This window comes from Pseudactinotalea sp. HY158 (genome assembly GCF_009660225.1).
Lineage (GTDB): Bacteria > Actinomycetota > Actinomycetes > Actinomycetales > Beutenbergiaceae > HY158.
This window is the reverse complement of record NZ_CP045920.1, coordinates 1,322,646-1,341,969: the sequence shown is the minus strand read 5'-3', so window position 1 is coordinate 1,341,969 and position 19,324 is coordinate 1,322,646. Positions and strand designations below refer to the sequence as shown.

Below are 19,324 nucleotides of genomic sequence, written 5' to 3'. Positions count from 1 at the left end.
GAGCGGGGCACCTTCCCGTTCCCACCGACCAGGGAAGTTCCCCGCTCACAGCGCAGCACCCGAAGTGGGGCACTCTCCCGTTGCCGTGCACGCAAGAGTTTCCCCACGGCCGGTGCGCCGGCCATCGCATCGGCCGGCCCGCGCGCCGACCGGCCGGCCCGCTCACCGACCGGCGCGTGGACGGGGGCGCCGAACCGTTCAGAACGGCGCGTCGGCGGCCCGCAGGGTCGACCAGTCCAGGTCCCGGGCGGCGGCCGCGGCGAGCACCCCGAACCCTGTCGACGGGTTGTGGATGCGTCCGGCGAGCACGCCGGCCACGACCTCGTCCAGCGGTGCCCGCCGGACCTGCATGCCCAGCTCCTCGTCCTCGCGTTCGTGCCGCTCCGCCTCGGGCACGGCGCTGAGGCCGCGGGCGAGGAAGATCCGGATGAACTCGTCCGAGCCACCGGGCGTCGTATAGAAGTCCCCGAGCGTGTGCCAGTCGGCGGCCACGAGGTCGGCCTCCTCGGCCAGTTCGCGCCGCGCGGCCTCGACGAGCGCCTCCCCCGGCACGTCGAGCAGGCCGGCGGGCAGTTCCCACAGCATCCGGCGCACCGGGTGGCGGTACTGGTTGACCAGCACGACCCGATCGGCCTCGTCGAGCGCGAGGATCGCCACGGCGCCGGTGTGCTGCACGAACTCCCGGGTCACCTCGCCGGCCTCGCCCAGGTCGACGCTCTCGCGGGCGACGTTCCAGATCCGGCCCGTGAACACCCGCTCCGAGGCCGTGATCGGCAGGTCGGTGGCGACATCGGCCAGGTCGGAGGCCACTCAGCGCACCTCGAGCAGCCGGGTCGCGCGCTGGGCCGCGAGCGCGGCCCCGACGAGCCCGGTGAACAGCGGATGCGCGCGGGTCGGGCGCGACTTGAACTCCGGGTGTGCCTGGGTGGCGACGTAGAACGGGTGCACCTCGCGCGGCAGCTCCACGAACTCCACGAGGGTGCCGTCCGGGGAGGTCCCCGAGATCCGCAGACCGGCGGCCTCGAGCCGGTCCCGGTAGGAGTTGTTCACCTCGTAGCGGTGCCGGTGCCGCTCGCTCACGCTCAGGGCGCCGTAGGTCTCGGCGGCGACGGATCCGGCCGTGAGCACGGCGTCGTAGGCGCCCAGGCGCATCGTGCCGCCGAGGTCGCCCGCGCCGTCGACGAAGGCGGCCTGTTCGGCCATCGTCGCGATCACGGGATCGGGGGTGGCGACGTCGAACTCGGTGGAGGAGGCGTCGGTCAGTCCGAGCACGGTGCGGGCGTACTCGACCACCATCGCCTGCATCCCGAGGCAGATCCCGAGCGTGGGCACCTGGTTCTCACGGGCCCACCGCAGGGCGCCGAGCTTGCCGTCGATGCCGCGGATCCCGAATCCGCCGGGCACGAGCACCGCGTCCGCGCCGCTCAGCTCCGTCCGGGCCCCGGCCGCGCTCGCGCAGTCGTCGGCCGCCACCCAGCGGATCGTCACCCGGCAGTCGTTGGCGAACCCGCCGGCCCGCAGCGCCTCGGTCACCGACAGGTAGGCGTCGGGGAGCTCGACGTACTTGCCCACGAGCGCGACCGTCACCTCGTCCGCGGGCGAGTGCACGCGCTCGAGCAGGGTGTGCCACTCGTCCCAGGTCACGTCGCGGAAGGGCAGGTCGAGGCGTCGGATCACGTACGCGTCGAGCCCCTCGGAGTGGATGACCTTGGGGATGTCGTAGATCGAGGGAGCGTCGACGCAACTGATCACGGCCTCGTAGTCGACGTCGCACATGTTGCCGATCTTGCGCCGCACCCCCTCGGGCAGCTCGCGGTCCGAGCGGACCACGATCGCGTCGGGCTGGATGCCGATGCTGCGCAGCATGGCCACCGAGTGCTGCGTGGGCTTCGTCTTGAGCTCGCCGGAGGGCTTGAGGTAGGGCACGAGCGACACGTGCACGAAGAACACGTTGTCGCGGCCCACGTCCTGGCGCACCTGCCGGGCGGCCTCGAGGAACGGCTGCGACTCGATGTCGCCGACCGTGCCGCCGATCTCGGTGATGATCACGTCCGGCGGATCCGCGACGTGCGCCTGGGCGCGCATGCGTTCCTTGATCTCGTCGGTGATGTGCGGGATCACCTGCACGGTGTCCCCGAGGTACTCGCCGCGTCGCTCCTTGGCGATGACCGAGGAGTAGACCACCCCGGTGGTCACGTTCGCGTCGGCGGACAGGTCGACGTCGAGGAACCGTTCGTAGTGCCCGATGTCCAGGTCGGTCTCGGCGCCGTCCTCGGTGACGAAGACCTCCCCGTGCTGGAACGGGTTCATCGTGCCCGGGTCGACGTTGAGATAGGGGTCGAGCTTCTGCATCGTCACGCGCATGCCGCGCGCCCGGAGCAGATGCCCGAGGGAGGAGGCCGTCAGGCCCTTGCCGAGCGAGGATGCGACCCCGCCGGTGACGAAGATGTGCCGCGGAACGTGTTGACCCGAGATCCGGGAGGAGGAGGTGACCACGGATTTTTACCCTAGCAGCCGCAGGTAGATCTGGTCAGCCTGATCGAGCATTTCCGATGTGGTGGGCAACTCATTCGCGCGTTCGGTCGCCGCAGCGCGCAGGCGTTCCAGCCGGGCCGGGTCGTTCAACAGCTCGAGGACGGCGCCCGCCACCTCTCCCGCATCGCACCGCACGCGCAGCGCGGCCTCCCCGGTGACCTCGCCGCTGCCGCCGACGTCGGTCGTGACGATCGCCGCGCCCGCCCGGAGTGCCTCCTGCAGGTTGAGCGGCTGTCCCTCCCACTCGCTCGTGCTCACCACGACGGTCGCGGTGGCGAGCAGATCGGCGATGTCGGAGCGGGCGCCGAGGAACGTGACCGGCCCACCGGCGGCGGCCCGCGTCAGCTGCTCGCGCAGGGGGCCGTCGCCGGCCACGAGCCAGCGCGCGTGCGGGTACGCGGCGACGACGGCGGTCGCGGCCTCGAGCAGCAGGCCCATGCCCTTCTGCGGGGCCAGCCGGGCCACGGTGAGCAGGATGGGCTCGCCGGACGCACGCAGGAGGTCGGCGGCCGGGATCGGGGTGCCCGGGCGGGTCGGCGGCGGCGCGGGCACGAGGGCCCGCTCGACGATCGGCACGCCCCAGCCCCGGGCCCAGTCGACCAGGTCGCCGCTCACGCCGAGCACGGCCCCGGCCCGGCGGGCGATGATCCGGGCGAGGATCGCCGAGACCGCCTGGATGGCGCGGCCGCCGACGGGCTTGTTGTGAAGCGTGACCACGAGGCGGGTCCGCAGCCCGGTGAGTGCGAGCGCGGCCAGTGCGCCCGCGCGCAGCCCGTGGGCGTGCACGAGGTCGGCACCCACGGCTGCGTGCGGGCGAGGGCACGCAGCCGGCGGACCACCGCGAGGTCGCCGGCCCGGGGCCGTCGGTGATCTCGACCCGCGTCGCGGGCACCGGGGAGCCCGCGATCACGTCGGCGGGGCCCGCGAGCAGCACTCGGTGGCCGCCCGGGCCGGCGAGGACGGCGCTCAGCTGGTGCACGTGCCTGCGCACTCCGCCGGCGCTGGAGCCGGTGACCTGGAGGATGCGCACGGGCCGGTCACTGGTGCGGGCGGGCTGAGCCACGGGGCCTCCGGATCACGTTGAGGAGTTCTCGGTCGGTGAGGAAGACGACCCCCACGACGACGATGATGCACACCGTACCCCCGAGCAGCCCGCTCAGCAGCGCCGGGGCGACGCTCGTGCCGAGGGCCGCGAGCAGGGCGTCGACGATCCAGCGGCCGGCCACGGCCGCCGCCGCGGCGGCGGCCAGCCCCGTGACCAGGGTGCGCAGGATGCCTGCGAGCCGGACGCCGTCCCCGATCCGCGTGAGCGCCCACAGCAGCGCGGCGGCCGCGACGGACATGCCCACGCTGTGGCCGAGGCCCAGGGCGATGAGCGTGCCCTCCTGATCCCCGCGATCGCCGGCGATCAGGCGCACGAACACGATGCAGCCGGCCACGACGGCGGCCCAGCCGAGCGCGGTGGCTCCGACCGCCAGGCGGTTCCGGTCGGCCGAGTAGAGCACGCGGGAGATATGGAAGATGAGGCTGTAGCCCACGAGGCCCGGCGCCATCCAGGCGAGCCCCGCACTCATCCCGGGCATCGGATCCATGAGTTCGAAGACCGACTGCACGGCCGGCGCCACGGCGATGAGGGCGGCGACCCCGATGAGGGCCGCCACGACGACGGTCCGGGTGGAGGAGGCGATGGCGGCGGCGAAGTCCCGGTCGTGGTCGCCCTCGTCCGGGCCGGAGCCGCCCCCATCGATGGCGGTGGAGCGGGCGGTGCGGTCGGTGCGGCCGGACAGTTCGGCGAGCTCGGCGATGCGGGGGAACACGGCGGTCGCGAACGGCACCGCGAGCACCGCGTAGGGCAGGAAGTAGACGGCCTGGGAGTACTGGAACACGTTGATCGTGCCCACGAGCCCGTATCCGCGGGCGAGCCAGACCACGGCGAGCACGCTCGCCTGCTGCGCGATGAGGGAGCCGATCCCGGCGAAGGCCAGGGAGCGGGCGCGGCGCGCCACCCCGGGCGGGAACCGGAGGGTGGGGCGGAACCGGATCCCGAGCCGGAACACGGGCACGAGCAGCGGCAGGCTCATCGCCGCGACCCCGGCGGTCGTGCCCCAGGCGAGCCAGGCGAGGGACGCGTCGGAGAGCCGGCCCGGCTCGTCCTGGAGGCCGTCCGCCAGCGCGCCGAACACGAGGTAGCTCGTGACCACGACCGCGGTCGAGGCGATCGGGGCGAGCACGGGGGCCAGGAAGCGCTTGTGCGCCTGCAGCAGCCCGGTGAGCACGACCCCGATGCCATAGAGCACGACCTGTGGGGAGAACACGATGAGGAAGGTCGTGGCCAGCTCGACCTGGGCGAGGTCGGCGGCCGGATCCGACCCCTTCGACATCGGCATGAGTTCGGCGATCGGCCGGGCGAACACGGCGAGCGCGATCCCCACGGGCACGAGTCCGGCGAGGGCCCACGTGAGCAGGGCCGAGGCGATCGCCTGGACGTCGCCGGTGAGCCGCTTGGCGAGCGGCCCGGCGAGCAGCGGGATGACGGCCCCGGCGAGCGCTCCCCCGGCGACCACCTCGTAGAGGACGTTGGGGATCGTGTTCGCCGAGGCGTAGGCGTTCCCGACGGCGCTCGCCCCGAGCACGCCGGCCTGGGTGAACCAGCGGCCGAATCCGAGTATCCGGGAGACGATCGTCAGGGCCGCGATGAGCGTGGCCGCGCCCGCGACCCCCCCGAGGAGCCGCGCCCTGCTCACTCCCCGCTCACCGGGGGATCCTCCGGGCCCGGGTCGGCCGGTTCCCGGCCCCAGTCGTCGATCCGGCGCAGCACGGGCGTGGCCGCGATGACGGCGGAGAAGCTCACCTTCTCGCTCGCGACGGTGAGCGCGGCGATGCCGGCGAGGGCCGCGATCCGCAGCCGCGTGCTCGGCTGGAGCGCGAGGGCCGTGCCGACGAGGGCGCCGAGCGCGTTGGCACCCACGTCGCCGAGCATCGTCTCCTCGGCGAGGTCCCCCGGCGCCGCGGCCGCGGCCACACCGAGCGCGCCGGCCGCCAGCGGCGCGCCGATCCGCCACCGCCCACCGGCGCACGCGAGCGGCGCGGCGAGCACGGCGACCGCCTTGAGGCCCCGGCCGGGGCGCAGGTCGAACAGGTTGACCAGGTTGGCGCTGCCGGCGATGAGGCCGCCGGAGACGAGCACGTCGGCGAGCCGGGCCGGCAGCGGCGGCGTGGGGCCGGGCGGGCGCCCGCCCCCCGCCGTGATCGCGGCCGCGAGCAGCGCCGCGCCGGAGATCCCGAGCAGCTTGACGGCGCCGGTGGTCACCTCCCCCCGGGCCAGCGCGCCGAGGTGGCCGCGCAGCCCCTTCGAGGCGCCCGCGTCCGGGGCGAGGTCGTCGGCCGCGCCGATCACGGCGGCGGTGACCGTGGCCAGCAGCGCCCCGGTGCGGATCCGGGCGGCGCTCGGGCCGGAGTGGGCCGGGCTCGGGGTCGACCTCGGCACGCCGGCCGCGACGGCCACGGCGCCGGCCCCGGCGGCCACGCCCCCGAGCAGGCTGACCGACCGGCCGCGGAAGTTCGTGCGCCGCCAGGTGTCGGCGCCCCGCGGCGGCCGCGCCCGCAGGACCGCCCCCGCCGCGAGGGTCGCGCCGGCGCCGACGGCCGCGGCGAGGAGCCGGGCCGGCACGGGACGCATCAGGCCGCGTCCGCGTCGGCGTCGGCCGTGGCTGGATCCGCTGTGTCGGCTGGATCGGCCGTGTCAGACGTGTCGGTCGCCTCGGGCCGCTCCTCGGCCTCGGGCAGCACCGGCGGCTCCAGGCCCGGGTCGGCGGGGAGCACGGCGTCCACGCCGTCGGCGAAGCCGTAGGAGGCCACGGTTCCGGACAGGTCGACGGCGAGCGCGCGGGGGGTGATGATCAGGGCCGTCTGCTGCCCCGGGGAGTCGACGGTGGTGACCGAGTCGGCCGCCTCGTTGTCGCCGCGGACGACGCGCACGAGGTCACCGTCGGCGGTGTCGGGTCCGAGCAGGGTGAAGCCGCCGGGCACCTGCGCCAGCGAGCGGGTGAGCGCGAGGGAGGCCGTGAGCACCTCCTCGCCGCCGGGTTCGGCCGGCGCGACGAGCACGATCGCGTCGACCGGTGCCGACGGGGCGGTCTCCTCGGCCACCAGTTCGCTGCTGAGCAGCAGCTCGTACATCGAGGTGGCCTCCGGCGAGAACTCGGCCGGGTCGTAGGGGTCGTAGCCGGTGAGCGCCTGGCCGATCGCGGAACCGAGCACGGATTCCACGCTCGCGTCCGCGGCGGGCTCCGGGCTCATGTACGCGGTGATGTTGCCCGCGATCCCGGAACGGAAGGAGCGCTCGCCCGGGGAGGTGAACGTGCCGGTCACGCCGAGGCGGCCGTCGATCGTGGCACCCGCCTGGCTCAGCGCCTCGCTCACGGCCTCGACCGTGTCCTCGTTCGCTCCGGGCAGCGTGAGCAGGGCCACGGAGTACTCGGGCAGGATCCCGGCGAGCAGCGGCTCGGTGGCCGCGGCGATGAACGCCTGGCTGTCCTCGTTGCGTGCCTGGGCGTCGTCGAGGCTCGCACGCAGGTCGTCCTTCTCCTGGCGCAGCTGATCCACCTGGCCGGTGAGCGAGTCGGCGATGTAGTCGCGCAGGGGGCCCGCTCCGAGCACGATCCCCACGGCGAGCGCGAGGAAGACGGAGATGAGCGAGACGATGTGATACCGAAAATCGATCACGAAGGGTCCTTACCGTTAGAACAGGCCGGAGAACAGGTTCGAGAACCAGTCCGTGACGTCGTCCAGGCGCGCGAGCACGATCCGCATGAACGCCTGCCCGGCGGGGGTGGCGGCCATCGCCGCGAGGAGTGCGGCGAGGCCCGCCAGGACGAGGAAGGTCATCGACCAGTTGGAGATGCGGTGCCGGTACAGGGTGGACACGCCCTTGGCGTCGATGAGCTTGCCGCCCACCCGCAGGCGGGTGAGGAAGGTGGAGGCCATGCCGGCGCGGCCCTTGTCGAGGAACTCCACGAGGGTCTCGTGGGTGCCGACGGCCACGATGAGCTCGGCGTCCTTGTCGTCGGCGAGGAGCATCGCCACGTCCTCGCTCGTGCCGGTGGCGGGGAAGACCGTGTGCTCGACCCCGAGGCGCTCGACCCGCTCCCGGCCCGGGGCGCGGCCGTCGCGGTAGGCGTGCACGATGATCTCCGCGCCGCACCGGAGCGCCCGGTCGGAGACGGAGTCCATGTCGCCGACGATCATGTCGAGGTGCAGCCCGGCCTCGAGGATCGCGTCGGCGCCGCCGTCCACTCCGACGAGCACGGGCCGGTACTCGCGGATATAGGACCGCAGCATCGCCAGGTCCTCCTTGTAGTGGTACCCGCGCACCACGATGAGCACGTGCCGCCCGGCGATCTTCGTGCGCACGTCCGGCACGCCCACGCCGTCGAGCAGGAGATCGCGCTCCCGCTTCATGTACTCCATCGTGTTCGCGGCGAACGCCTCGAGCTGCACGGACAGGCCCGCGCGGGCCTCGTCCATGTTCTCGGCCACGCTCTCGGCGCTCTGGCGAACGCCCTCGGCGATGACGCCGCCCGCGGCGTCGGTCACGGTCGCGCCGTCGAAGGCGACTCGGGCGCCCTCGGTCACGGTCATGATGTCGGGACCCAGGTCGTCGATCAGCGGGACGCCCGCGTCGACGAGGATCCCGGGCCCGAGGTTCGGGTACCGCCCGGAGGTGGACTTGGCGGCGTTGAGCACGGCGGCGGGCCGCTTGGTCACGAGCGCCTCGGCGCTGACTCGGTCGAGGTCGACGTGATCGATGATCGCGACCTCGCCGGCACGCAACCGCTTGGTCAGCGTCTTGGTCGAGGGATCGACCCGCGTGACGAAGGCGGGTTCAGCGGTCGTCGCGAGGCGACGGAAGGGCATTCTCATCGGGATCATCGTGCCACATCCACGGGGCTACGCCCCGGAGCGACCCCCGTCGCGGGATGCCGCCGCCCCGGCGCGCACGGGCCGCTCGAGCAACTCGGCCGCGTGGGCCAGCGCCGTCGCCGAGCCGGGGTCCCCGGAGAGCATCCGGGCCAGTTCGGCCGTGCGATCCTCGCCCGCGACGAGGAGGATGTCGCTGTTGGTCACGGCGTCCGCGCCGTCCCGGGTGTGTTTGCGCACGACGACGTGGGAGTCGGCGAAGGCGGCGACCTGGGCGAGGTGGGTGACCACGATCACCTGCGTGTGCCGGGCGAGTTCGGCCAGCCGGGCGCCGACGGCCACCGCCGCGCGGCCGCCGACGCCGGCGTCGACCTCGTCGAAGACGAACGTGGGCAGTTCCTCGTCCCGGTCGCTCGCGAGCGCGACCTCGAGGGCGAGCATGACCCGGGAGAGCTCGCCGCCGGAGGCTCCCTTGGCCAGGGGCCGGCGCGGCCCGCCGCGGTGGGCGGTCAGGTCGAATTCGACGTCCTCCGCGCCGTGCGCGGCGAGGTGGGCGCGGGGGGTGAGGCGCACGTGCAGCCGGGCGCCGGGCATCGCCAGCTCGGCGAGTTCGGCGGCGACCGCCTCTTCGAGCTGGAGCGCGGCGGCGTTCCGGGCGGCCGTCACCGCCGCGGCCAGCCGGTTCTCCTGTTCTGCGGCCTCGGCAAGGTCGGCGAGGAGCTTCTCCCGCCCGGCCCCCGGGGCGGTGAGGTCGCCGTGGCGGGTCCGGGCCCGCTCCGCGAAACTCAGGAGGGCGGCGTCGGGGTCCTCCTCCTGCTCGGGGTCCTCCTCGCCGGGGGTGCCGGCGTCCGGCGTGCGCACGAGCGGGGACCGTCCGAGGAGGTCGCGGGCGAGGTCGGCGAGCTGCGCGCGCCGCTGGTGAACGTAGTCGAGCCGGGCCGGGTCGGCCTCGAGTCCCTCGGCGTAGGCGGAGAGCTCCACGGCCAGGTCGCCGAGCTGATAGGCGATGTCGGCGATCCGGCGATCCCATTCGGCCAGTGAGCTGTCATGGGAGTGGGCCTCGGCGATCGCGGCGCGGGCGGCCTCGATCAGGGCGTTGGCGCCGGCCGCCTCCTCCCCGCCGGTCAGGGCGGCGTGGGCGATGGCGGTGGCCCGGCGCAGGTCCTCGACGTTGCCGAGGCGTTCCGACTCCTCCCGCAGGAGCCGCTGCTCCCCCGGTTCGGGGGCGGCCTCGTCGATCCGGGCCAGGGCCGCCTCGAGCCGGTCGACCTCCACCCGGCGCTCCTCGGACTCGGCGTCCCAGCGGTCGAGCCGGTCGGCAAGCTCGGCCCGGAGCGCGTGGGCCCGTTCGAACTCGGCGAGCAGGCGGGCGTGCTCGGGGCCGGCATAGGCGTCGAGGGCGGCGCGCTGCTGGGCGCCGGCGCGCAGCCGGAGCTGGTCGGACTGCCCGTGCACGGTCACGAGTTGCGAGGCGACCTCGGCGAGGATCGCCTGCGGCACGGATCGTCCGCCCAGGTGTGCCCGGGAGCGCCCCGCGGCGGCGACGGTGCGCAGGACGAGCAGCGCGCCGTCGTCCAGTTCCGCCCCGGCGTCCTCGGCGATGGTGAGCGCGGGGTGACCCGGCCCCGGCACGAGGCGCCCCTCGACGCTCGCGCGCTCGGCGCCGGTGCGCACGGTGCCGGGGTCGGCCCGGCCGCCGAGGAGGAGGCCCAGGCCGGTGAGCAGCATCGTCTTGCCCGCCCCGGTCTCGCCCGTGATCACGGTCAGGCCCGGCGCCAGGTCGATCTGTGCCTCGACGATGACCCCGAGGTCGCGAAGCCGGAGGTCCTCGATCACTCCCCCGCCTCCCGGCTCCCTCGCCAGCCGGTCACCGGCAGGTCGAACTTCTTCACGAGCCGGTCGGTGAACGGGCCCGTTCCGAACCGGGCGAGGCGCACGGGCTCCGTGCCGCGGACGACCTCGACGTGGGAGCCGGCCGGCGCGGCGATCGCCCGGCGGCCGTCGCACCAGACCACGCCGTCCGTGTAGCTGCGGCCGAGGATCTCCACGGCCATGACGGAGGCGGGTCCGACCACGATCGGGCGGGTGAACAGGGCGTGGGCGCTGATCGGCACGAGCAGGAGGGCCTCGACGTTCGGCCAGACGATCGGGCCGCCTCCGGAGAAGGCGTAGGCGGTGGACCCGGTCGGGGTCGCCAGCACGACCGCGTCGCATCCGAACGTGGAGACGCCCCGGCCGTCGATTCCGATGGCGACCTCGATCATGCGGTCCCGTTCGGTCTTCTCCACGGTGGCCTCGTTGATCGCCCAGCCGCGCTCGGGGACCCGTTCGCCCGGGCGCTGCACGGTGACCTCGAGGGTCATGCGCTCGTCCACGTGGTAGTCGCGTTCGGCGGCCCGGCGGACGACCTCGCTCGCGTGGTCCACCTCGCTCTCGGCGAGGAAGCCGACGTGGCCGAGATTGACCCCGATGATCGGGATGCCGCGACCGCGGGTCACCTCGGCGGCCCGCAGGATGCTGCCGTCGCCTCCGAGGACGATGGCGAGTTCGTAGTCGCCGTCGTCGATCTCCTCGGCCGGCACGGGCTCCATGCCCACGGTGGCCAGGTCCTGGGCGACCGTGCGGGCGAGCACGCTCGCCTGCGGCCGGGTGGGGTGGGTGAAGACCAGGACGCGGCGGCTCATGAGCTCCTCCCTGTTGCTGCGCCCGCGGGGCCGGCGGCGATCGCGGTCGCGATGAGGTCGTCCCGGTCGGCGGCGGCCGCCGGGGAGGTGGGGTCGGGCACGTCGGGGCCGGCGGCGCGCAGGTGCACGAAGTACTCGACGTTGCCGCTCGGGCCGGGTAGCGGTGAGGCGATCACAGCACGAGTATGCAGGCCGAGCGTGGCCGCGTGCGCGAGGACGTCGCGGACCGCTTCGGCGTGGAGCGCGGGATCACGGACGACGCCCCCGGAACCGAGGCGGCCCTTGCCCACCTCGAACTGGGGCTTGACCATGAGGAGGAAGTCGGCGTCCGGGGTGACCGCGGCGACGAGGGCGCCGAGCACGAGGGTCAGGGAGATGAACGACAGGTCGGAGACCACGAGGTCGGGCGCCGGGGCGACCGCGGCCGGGTCGAGGGTGCGCACGTTCGTGCGGTCGAGCACGGTGACGCGCGGATCGTTCTGCAGTCGCCAGATCAACTGGCCGTAGCCGACGTCGACGGCCACGACACCGGCGACGCCCCGGCGAAGCAGCACGTCGGTGAACCCTCCGGTCGAGGCCCCGGCGTCGAGGGCCCGCCGTCCGGTCAGGGGCGGGGCGCCGTCCCCGAGGGCGTCGAGTGCGCCCGCGAGCTTATAGGCGCCGCGGCTCGCATAGCCCGGATCCTCTTCGTCCGGTACGACGTGGACCGCCTGCGAGGGCAGCAGTTGCGTGGCCGGCTTCGTGGCCGTGGCGCCGTCGAGCCGGACCCGGCCCGCGGCGATGAGCTCGGCGGCGTGCGCGCGCGAGCGGGCGAGGTGACGGCGCACGAGCTCGGCGTCGAGGCGAACCCGCGCCATCAGCGATCGGCCTCCGCCAGCCGGGTCTGCAGCAACCGGTGCACCGCGTCGAACGCCGAGACGTGCTCGGGCAGGGGTGCCTGGCCGAGATCCTCGACTGCGGCCAGCGCGGCCTCGAGCTCGGGCCCGAGATCGGTGTCGCCGGCCTCGTGCGAGGCCCGGGGATCCCGTGGCACGGGCATCGGTCGTTCTGTCACGGTCTCCACGTTAGCGCCACCCGCCGGTGAGGGCCCACCGCCGCCGGTGCTGTGGGCGGCCGTGGGCGGCTGTGGTTGGCCGGGGGCAGCGCACCCGGCGCCGTCCGGACCGTCAGGCCCGCTCGGGGGCGACGTGCAGGTCGGTGAGCCGGGTGAGGTCGAGCCCGTCGGCGGTCCAGCCGGCGGCCAGGAGCGCCCGCAGGCCGTCGAGCGAGATCGTCGCCTCGGCGGCCGCGTCCGCACCCGAGAGCACCGTGGTGAGCCCGTTCTCGGTGAGTTCGAGTCGGGAGTCCCTCACCTGTGCCCGGGCGTCCCGGCAACGCCAGGAGTCCCCCTCCGGGGCGACGGCCGGGTGCGGTTCGAGCAGCCCCCGCAGGTCGTGGGCGAGGAGCGTCGGGCGCTCGTGTGCCCCGGCGCGCAGGAGCTCGCGGGGGCCGTCGACGCCGGTGAACACGTGCATCGAGGGGTACCCCGCGGCGCGGGCGCCGGCGATGTCGGTGTCGAGCCGGTCGCCGATCATGACCGGCCGCCGACCGCCCGCACGCTCGGCGGCCTGGTGGAAGATCTCGGGCTCGGGCTTGCCCGTCGCCCGCGGCCGGACGCCGGTCGCGTGCGCGACCGCGGCCACGAGAGAGCCGTTCCCCGGTGCCATGCCGCGTTCGGTCGGGAGCGTGGAGTCGAGGTTGGAGGCGATGAACTCCGCACCGTTGCCGATCGCGTACGCGGCCTCGGCCAGCTCGGGCCACGCGAGGGTGCGCGAGAGCCCCTGCACCACGACGGCGGGGTCGTCCTCGGCGCTCGTGACGGGAACCATGCCGACCTCCTCGAGCGCGAGGAACAGGCCCGGACCGCCGACGACGAGCACCTTGGTTCCCGCCGGATAGTCGGCCGCGATGAGCACGGCGGCGGCCTGGGCCGCGGTGGTGACCTCGTTCTCGAGCGTGGGGATGCCGAGGTCGCGCAGGTGGTCGGCGACGTCCTGAGGCGGGCGCCCGGCGTTGTTCGTCACGTAGTGCAGGCTCACCCCGCGCTCGCGTGCCGTGGCGAGCGACTCCGCCGCGTGGGCGACGGCGTGCGGGCCGCGGTACACGACCCCGTCGAGATCGAGGAGCACCAGATCCGTGCACGCGATGAGCGGCTGCTCACACGAATCGAGGGGGCTCTCCCCCGTCAGGCTCGAGCGGTGGATCTCAGTCATTCGACTCCTCGTCCTCCTCGCCGGCCTCGTCGGAGCCGTCGACCTCGTCGCGCTCTGCGGGTTCGTCGACCACGTCGGGCGCTGCGGGATCATCGGCCTCCCCGGCGTCACCGGACCCAGTCGGTTCCGTCGGCTCCGTCGGCTCCGTCGGCTCCGTCGGCTCATCGTCCTGCACGGACGACGTGTCCTCGTCGTCGGCGTCAGGGGCGAGGTCCTCGTAGTCGAGGAGCGCCTCAGGCTCGGGAAGCGTGGCCGCGAGCGCATCCGCCTCGGCCTCGCGCCCGAGCGCCCTGAGCACGTCCGCCTGCATCGACCGGACGCGGGTCTCGGTCGCCGGCGTGCGCGGGGCGTCCTCGATCACGACGAGCGCGGCGTCGGCCTGGTCGAGGTCGAGGCGCGCGCCGGCCTCGACGATCGCCAGTTCGGCACGCTGATTCACCGACTGATTCGCGGGGGCCTCCGCGATGACGTTGAGGGCGCGTTCCGGCCGCCCGAGCCCGCGTTCGCAGTCGGCCTCGATCGCCCCGTGCGCATCGATTCCGGACAGGCGCCGAACCGTGCGCAGTTCCCGGAGCGCCTCCGCGTACCGCCCGGTGGCATAGGCGGTCAAGGCCCCGGCCTCCCGCACGACGTCGATCCGGCCCGCGCGCTGCACGGCGGCCTGAGCGTGCTCGTAGGCGAGCTCGGGATCGCTCTCGAGGAGCGTCCCCGCCATGACGAGGTGTCGGCCGACCCGTTCCGCGTTCTCCTTCGAGAGCGAGCGGAGCCGCGACCGGGCCTCCCGGTCGAGCTGCTGGAAGGTGATCTCCTCCGGGATCCACGGGGCGCGTGGCCGATCCTCGCGGCTGCCCTGATAACCGCGGTCGCTCTCGGAATGACTGCCCTGGTGGCCGCCACGGTCGTCGCGACGCCCCTGGTAACCGCCTCGGTCACCCTCAGGACGCCTGCCCTGGTAACCACCACGGTCCTCACGGTTGCCCTGGTAACCACCACGGTCCTCGCGCCGACCTTGGTAACCACCGCGATCATCGCGTCGGCCTTGGTAACCGCCACGGTCCTCGCGCTTGCCCTGGTAACCGCCACGGTCCTCGCGCCGGCCCTGGTAGCCACCACGGTCGTCACGCTTGCCCTGGTAACCGCCATGGCCGTCACGATCGCCCCGGTAACCACCGCGCTCGTCACGTCCGCCCTGGAAACCACCACGGTCCTCGCGCCGGCCCTGGTAGCCACCACGGTCGTCACGCTTGCCCTGGTAACCACCACGGCCGTCAGGATTGCCCTGGATACCGCCGCGATCCACGCGACGCCCCTGGTATCCGCCACGGTCGTCGCGCCGGCCTTGGTAACCACCACGGTCATCACGGTTCCCCTGATAGCCGCCGCGATCACCCTCAGGACGACGGCCCTGGTAACCACCGCGATCGTCACGTCGGCCCTGGAAACCACCGCGATCGTCACGCCGGCCCTGGAAACCGCCACGGTCTTCGCGCTTGCCCTGATAGCCACCGCGGTCGTCACGATTGCCCTGATAGCTACCGCGATCCTCGCGACGCCCCTGGTAGCCGCCCCGGTCACCCTCAGGACGACGCCCCTGGTAACCGCCACGGTCGTCACGATTGCCCTGATAGCCACCGCGATCCTCGCGACGCCCCTGGTATCCGCCCCGGTCGTCGCGCTTGCCCTGGTAGCCGCCACGGTCGTCGCGCTTGCCCTGGTAGCCGCCGCGATCCTCGCGACGCCCCTGGTATCCGCCCCGGTCGTCACGCTTGCCCTGGTACCCGCCACGGTCATCACGATTGCCCTGATAGCCACCGCGATCCTCGCGACGCCCCTGGTAGCCGCCCCGGTCACCCTCGGGACGAAGCCCCTGGGAACCACCCCGATCGTCACGCTTGCCCTGGAAACCGCCGTGATCCTCGCGACGCCCCTGGTAGCCGCCCCGGTCGCCCTCGGGACGACGCGCATGGTAACCACCGCGATCGTCACGCTTGCCCTGGTAGCCGCCCCTGTCATCGCGCTTGCCCTGGTACCCGCCACGGTCGTCGCGTTTGCCCTGGTAGCCGCCACGGTCGTCACGGCGGCCTTGGTAGCCGCTACGGTCGGGGCGGCGTCGGTGCTCCTCGTTGCCGCTGCGACGTTCGGGCCGATCGTTCTCGTCAGCCATGATTCTCCTCGTTCGTACGTAGCGGCATCGGACAGACCTCATCTTGGCACGGGATCGCCGTGGTCGGAGAAAGAAGAAGAGGCCACCCGTGTGGGTGGCCTCTTCTTGAAGTTGTGTCCGGCGGTGTCCTACTCTCCCACGTGGTCTCCCACGCAGTACCATCGGCGCAGAGGGGCTTAGCTTCCGGGTTCGGAATGGGACCGGGCGTTTCCCCCTCGCTATGACCGCCGTAACTCTATTGAGATATTGCTTCGGTTTCCCGGTCGTATCTCGGGAACCATACAGTGGACGCACGCAGATCTTGTGATTCTTCCGAACCCTAGAGGGTTCGAGTGTGGTGAAGTTATCGGCATATTAGTACCGGTCAGCTGAACGAGTCGTTAGTCCTCGCTTACACATCCGGCCTATCAACCCAGTGGTCTACTGGGAGCCTCTCACCCTAACGGGTATGGAAATCTCATCTTGAAGCAGGCTTCCCGCTTAGATGCTTTCAGCGGTTATCCCTTCCCAACGTAGCCAACCAGCCGTGCTCTTGGCAGAACAACTGGCACACCAGAGGTTGGTCCGTCCCGGTCCTCTCGTACTAAGGACAGCCCTTCTCAAATTTCCTACGCGCGCAGCGGATAGGGACCGAACTGTCTCACGACGTTCTAAACCCAGCTCGCGTACCGCTTTAATGGGCGAACAGCCCAACCCTTGGGACCGACTCCAGCCCCAGGATGCGACGAGCCGACATCGAGGTGCCAAACCATGCCGTCGATATGGACTCTTGGGCAAGATCAGCCTGTTATCCCCGGGGTACCTTTTATCCGTTGAGCGACGGCGCTTCCACAAGCCACCGTCGGGTCACTAGTTCCGACTTTCGTCCCTGCTTGACATGTCCGTCTCGCAGTCAAGCTCCCTTGTGCACTTACACTCAATGCCTGATTACCAACCAGACTGAGGGAACCTTTGAGCGCCTCCGTTACATTTTAGGAGGCAACCGCCCCAGTTAAACTACCCACCAGGCACTGTCCCTGATCCGGATCACGGACCGAGGTTAGATATTCAGAACGACCAGAGTGGTATTTCAACAATGACTCCACGAACACTGGCGTGCCCGCTTCAAAGTCTCCCACCTATCCTACACAAGCCGTCCCGAATACCAATACCAAGCTATAGTAAAGGTCCCGGGGTCTTTCCGTCCTGCTGCGCGTAACGAGCATCTTTACTCGTAATGCAATTTCGCCGAGTTCACGGTTGAGACAGCAGAGAAGTCGTTACGCCATTCGTGCAGGTCGGAACTTACCCGACAAGGAATTTCGCTACCTTAGGATGGTTATAGTTACCACCGCCGTTTACTGGGGCTTAAATTCTGAGCTTCGCCTTACGGCTAACCCGTCCTCTTAACCTTCCAGCACTGGGCAGGCGTCAGTCCGTATACATCGTCTTACGACTTCGCACGGACCTGTGTTTTTAGTAAACAGTCGCTTCTCTCTGGTCTCTGCGGCCCTCAAACGCTCCCACCGCAAGGGTGTTCACGCCTCAGGCCCCCCTTCTCCCGAAGTTACGGGGGCATTTTGCCGAGTTCCTTAACCGTGATTATCTCGATCGCCTTAGTATTCTCTACCTGACCACCTGAGTTGGTTTAGGGTACGGGCAGCTAGGACCTCGCGCCGGAGCTTTTCTCGGCAGCATAGGATCACCCTTTATCCAGCATTCGCTGTCACCATCGGTTCTCAGGCACACGAGGAGCGGATTTACCTACTCCTCACCCTACAACCTTGAGCGTGCACAACCATCGGCACGGTGGGCTACCTTCCTGCGTCCCTCCTGTTAATACGCTTACCTACTACCAGATCGGTTCTCGTGCTCAACCACCCGGTGTCCCCGAAGGGACGATGAGCGGCGTCGGACGATTAGCATCACCGGGCTCGGTATGGACGGTCCTTCGCATCGGTACGGGAATATCAACCCGTCATCCATCGACTACGCCTGTCGGCCTCGCCTTAGGTCCCGACTAACCCAGGGCGGATTAACCTGGCCCTGGAACCCTTGGTCATTCGGCGGACGGGTTTCTCACCCGTCTTTCGCTACTCATGCCTGCATTCTCACTCGTGTGGCATCCACGGCTGGATCACTCCGCCGCTTCACCCGCCACACGACGCTCCCCTACCCATCCACACACCTGGACACACCCCACAAGGAGATGAGCCTGGTTAACGCATGAATGCCACAGCTTCGGCGGTGTACTTGAGCCCCGCTACATTGTCGGCGCGGAATCACTTGACCAGTGAGCTATTACGCACTCTTTCAAGGGTGGCTGCTTCTAAGCCAACCTCCTGGTTGTCTGTGCAACTCCACATCCTTTCCCACTTAGCACACGCTTAGGGGCCTTAGCTGGTGGTCTGGGCTGTTTCCCTCTCGACTATGAAGCTTATCCCCCACAGTCTCACTGCCACGCTCTCACTTACCGGCATTCGGAGTTTGGTTGACGTCAGTAACCTAGTGGGGCCCATCGGCCATCCAGTGCTCTACCTCCGGTAAGAAACGCGTGACGCTGCACCTAAATGCATTTCGGGGAGAACCAGCTATCACGGAGTTTGATTGGCCTTTCACCCCTATCCACAGCTCATCCCCCCAGTTTTTCAACCTAGGTGGGTTCGGTCCTCCACGCGGTCTTACCCGCGCTTCAACCTGGCCATGGATAGATCACTCCGCTTCGGGTCTAGAGCACGCGACTCAAACGCCCATTTCGGACTCGCTTTCGCTACGGCTTCCCCACACGGTTAACCTCGCCACGTACCACTAACTCGCAGGCTCATTCTCAAAAGGCACGCTGTCACCCCAACCATGGAGGCTCCAACGGATTGTAAGCAATCGGTTTCAGGTACTATTTCACTCCCCTCCCGGGGTACTTTTCACCTTTCCCTCACGGTACTTGTCCGCTATCGGTCATCAGGTAGTATTTAGGCTTACCAAGTGGTCTTGGCAGATTCACACGGGATTTCTCGGGCCCCGTGCTACTTGGGAATCATCAAGAGGCCACGCGATTTCGACTACGGGAGTAACACCCTCTATGCTCGACCATTCAATGCCGTTCGTCTATCACGAGACTTGATCACTCTTCGCCAGTTCGGCAGAACCAGCCAACGAGTCCCACAACCCCGCACGTGCAACACCTGCCGGCTATCACACACGCACGGTTTAGCCTGATCCGCGTTCGCTCGCCACTACTAACGGAATATCTCTTCCTGTGGGTACTGAGATGTTTCACTTCCCCACGTTCCCTCCACTCACCCTATGAGTTCAGGTGAGGGTAACTGCACATGACTGCAGCTGGGTTTCCCCATTCGGAGATCCTCGGATCAACGTCCGTTTGCCGACTTCCCGAGGCTTATCGCAGGCTACTACGTCCTTCTTCGGCTCCTGATGCCAAGGCATCCACCGATTGCTCTTAAAAACTTGACCACAAAAAAATCAAAGATGCTCGCGTCCACTGTACAGTTCTCAAGCTACGAACGGGCCCAACCCAACCAACCCAATTAAGAGCCGGCCAGACTGGTCCGCACGAGACAACAACCCTTAACGGCCGTTCCCTCAGGACCCAACAGTGTGCCAAACACGCCCACCCCCACCAGCAACCATCCCAACCCCGAAGAGCGGTACCAGCCACCAGCACGAACAAACGCGCCAACTAATCGATGTTCCACCCATGAGCAACCACCCCCGAGACACTCGCCCGAGGCATGGCACTGACACCCACCCCAACGGGGCAGGTATAAGAAGCT

The 19,324-nt window shown here is 70.3% G+C and carries 12 protein-coding genes, 2 rRNA genes and 1 pseudogene; all 15 read right to left on the bottom strand.

Features of this window, described 5'->3' with window-relative positions:
• Positions 1-198 precede the first annotated feature (198 nt).
• Positions 199-810: an NUDIX hydrolase gene (locus GCE65_RS05905; protein ID WP_153877734.1), complete on the bottom strand. Its 612-nt coding sequence runs from the start codon at positions 808-810 to the stop codon at positions 199-201.
• Positions 811-2,496, bottom strand: coding sequence for a CTP synthase (locus GCE65_RS05900; protein ID WP_153877733.1), 1,686 nt, complete (start codon positions 2,494-2,496; stop codon positions 811-813). It abuts the gene before it with no gap.
• A 6-nt stretch (positions 2,497-2,502) separates the two neighbouring features.
• A pseudogene (locus tag GCE65_RS16535) lies at positions 2,503-3,399 on the bottom strand (glycosyltransferase family 4 protein); the annotation flags it as partial.
• A gap of 173 nt (positions 3,400-3,572) precedes the next feature.
• Positions 3,573-5,279: a murein biosynthesis integral membrane protein MurJ gene (gene murJ, locus GCE65_RS05890; RefSeq protein ID WP_153877731.1), complete on the bottom strand. Its 1,707-nt coding sequence runs from the start codon at positions 5,277-5,279 to the stop codon at positions 3,573-3,575.
• Positions 5,276-6,214: a hypothetical protein gene (locus GCE65_RS05885; protein ID WP_153877730.1), complete on the bottom strand. Its 939-nt coding sequence runs from the start codon at positions 6,212-6,214 to the stop codon at positions 5,276-5,278. The genes murJ and GCE65_RS05885 overlap by 4 nt, the downstream gene beginning before the upstream one ends.
• Positions 6,214-7,260 carry a copper transporter gene (locus tag GCE65_RS05880; RefSeq protein ID WP_153877729.1) on the bottom strand — a complete coding sequence of 349 codons (1,047 nt, stop codon included), beginning with the start codon at positions 7,258-7,260 and terminating at the stop codon, positions 6,214-6,216. Before GCE65_RS05880 ends, GCE65_RS05885 begins: the two co-directional genes overlap by 1 nt.
• Before the next feature lie 15 nt (positions 7,261-7,275).
• Complete coding sequence (gene steA / locus GCE65_RS05875; protein WP_152818703.1) at positions 7,276-8,457, bottom strand: putative cytokinetic ring protein SteA; 1,182 nt, start codon at positions 8,455-8,457, stop codon at positions 7,276-7,278.
• Between the two features lie 27 nt (positions 8,458-8,484).
• Positions 8,485-10,290, bottom strand: a complete 1,806-nt coding sequence (locus tag GCE65_RS05870; RefSeq protein WP_153877728.1) for a DNA repair protein RecN — start codon at positions 10,288-10,290, stop codon at positions 8,485-8,487.
• A complete protein-coding gene (locus GCE65_RS05865; RefSeq protein WP_153877727.1) occupies positions 10,287-11,138 on the bottom strand; it encodes an NAD kinase in 852 nt (283 codons plus the stop codon). Before GCE65_RS05865 ends, GCE65_RS05870 begins: the two co-directional genes overlap by 4 nt.
• Positions 11,135-11,995: a TlyA family RNA methyltransferase gene (locus GCE65_RS05860; RefSeq protein ID WP_152818699.1), complete on the bottom strand. Its 861-nt coding sequence runs from the start codon at positions 11,993-11,995 to the stop codon at positions 11,135-11,137. The genes GCE65_RS05865 and GCE65_RS05860 overlap by 4 nt, the downstream gene beginning before the upstream one ends.
• The gene (locus tag GCE65_RS05855) at positions 11,995-12,192 is read right to left on the bottom strand and encodes a hypothetical protein (RefSeq protein ID WP_153877726.1); all 198 of its coding nucleotides are present in this window, start codon (positions 12,190-12,192) and stop codon (positions 11,995-11,997) included. Before GCE65_RS05855 ends, GCE65_RS05860 begins: the two co-directional genes overlap by 1 nt.
• Positions 12,193-12,304: 112 nt before the next feature.
• A complete protein-coding gene (locus GCE65_RS05850) occupies positions 12,305-13,390 on the bottom strand; it encodes an HAD-IIA family hydrolase (protein ID WP_153877725.1) in 1,086 nt (361 codons plus the stop codon).
• Complete coding sequence (locus GCE65_RS05845; protein WP_153877724.1) at positions 13,383-15,554, bottom strand: tetratricopeptide repeat protein; 2,172 nt, start codon at positions 15,552-15,554, stop codon at positions 13,383-13,385. The genes GCE65_RS05850 and GCE65_RS05845 overlap by 8 nt, the downstream gene beginning before the upstream one ends.
• 115 nt (positions 15,555-15,669) lie before the next feature.
• Positions 15,670-15,786 (bottom strand): 5S ribosomal RNA (gene rrf, locus GCE65_RS05840).
• A gap of 102 nt (positions 15,787-15,888) precedes the next feature.
• Positions 15,889-19,004 (bottom strand): 23S ribosomal RNA (locus GCE65_RS05835).
• Positions 19,005-19,324: the final 320 nt, after the last annotated feature.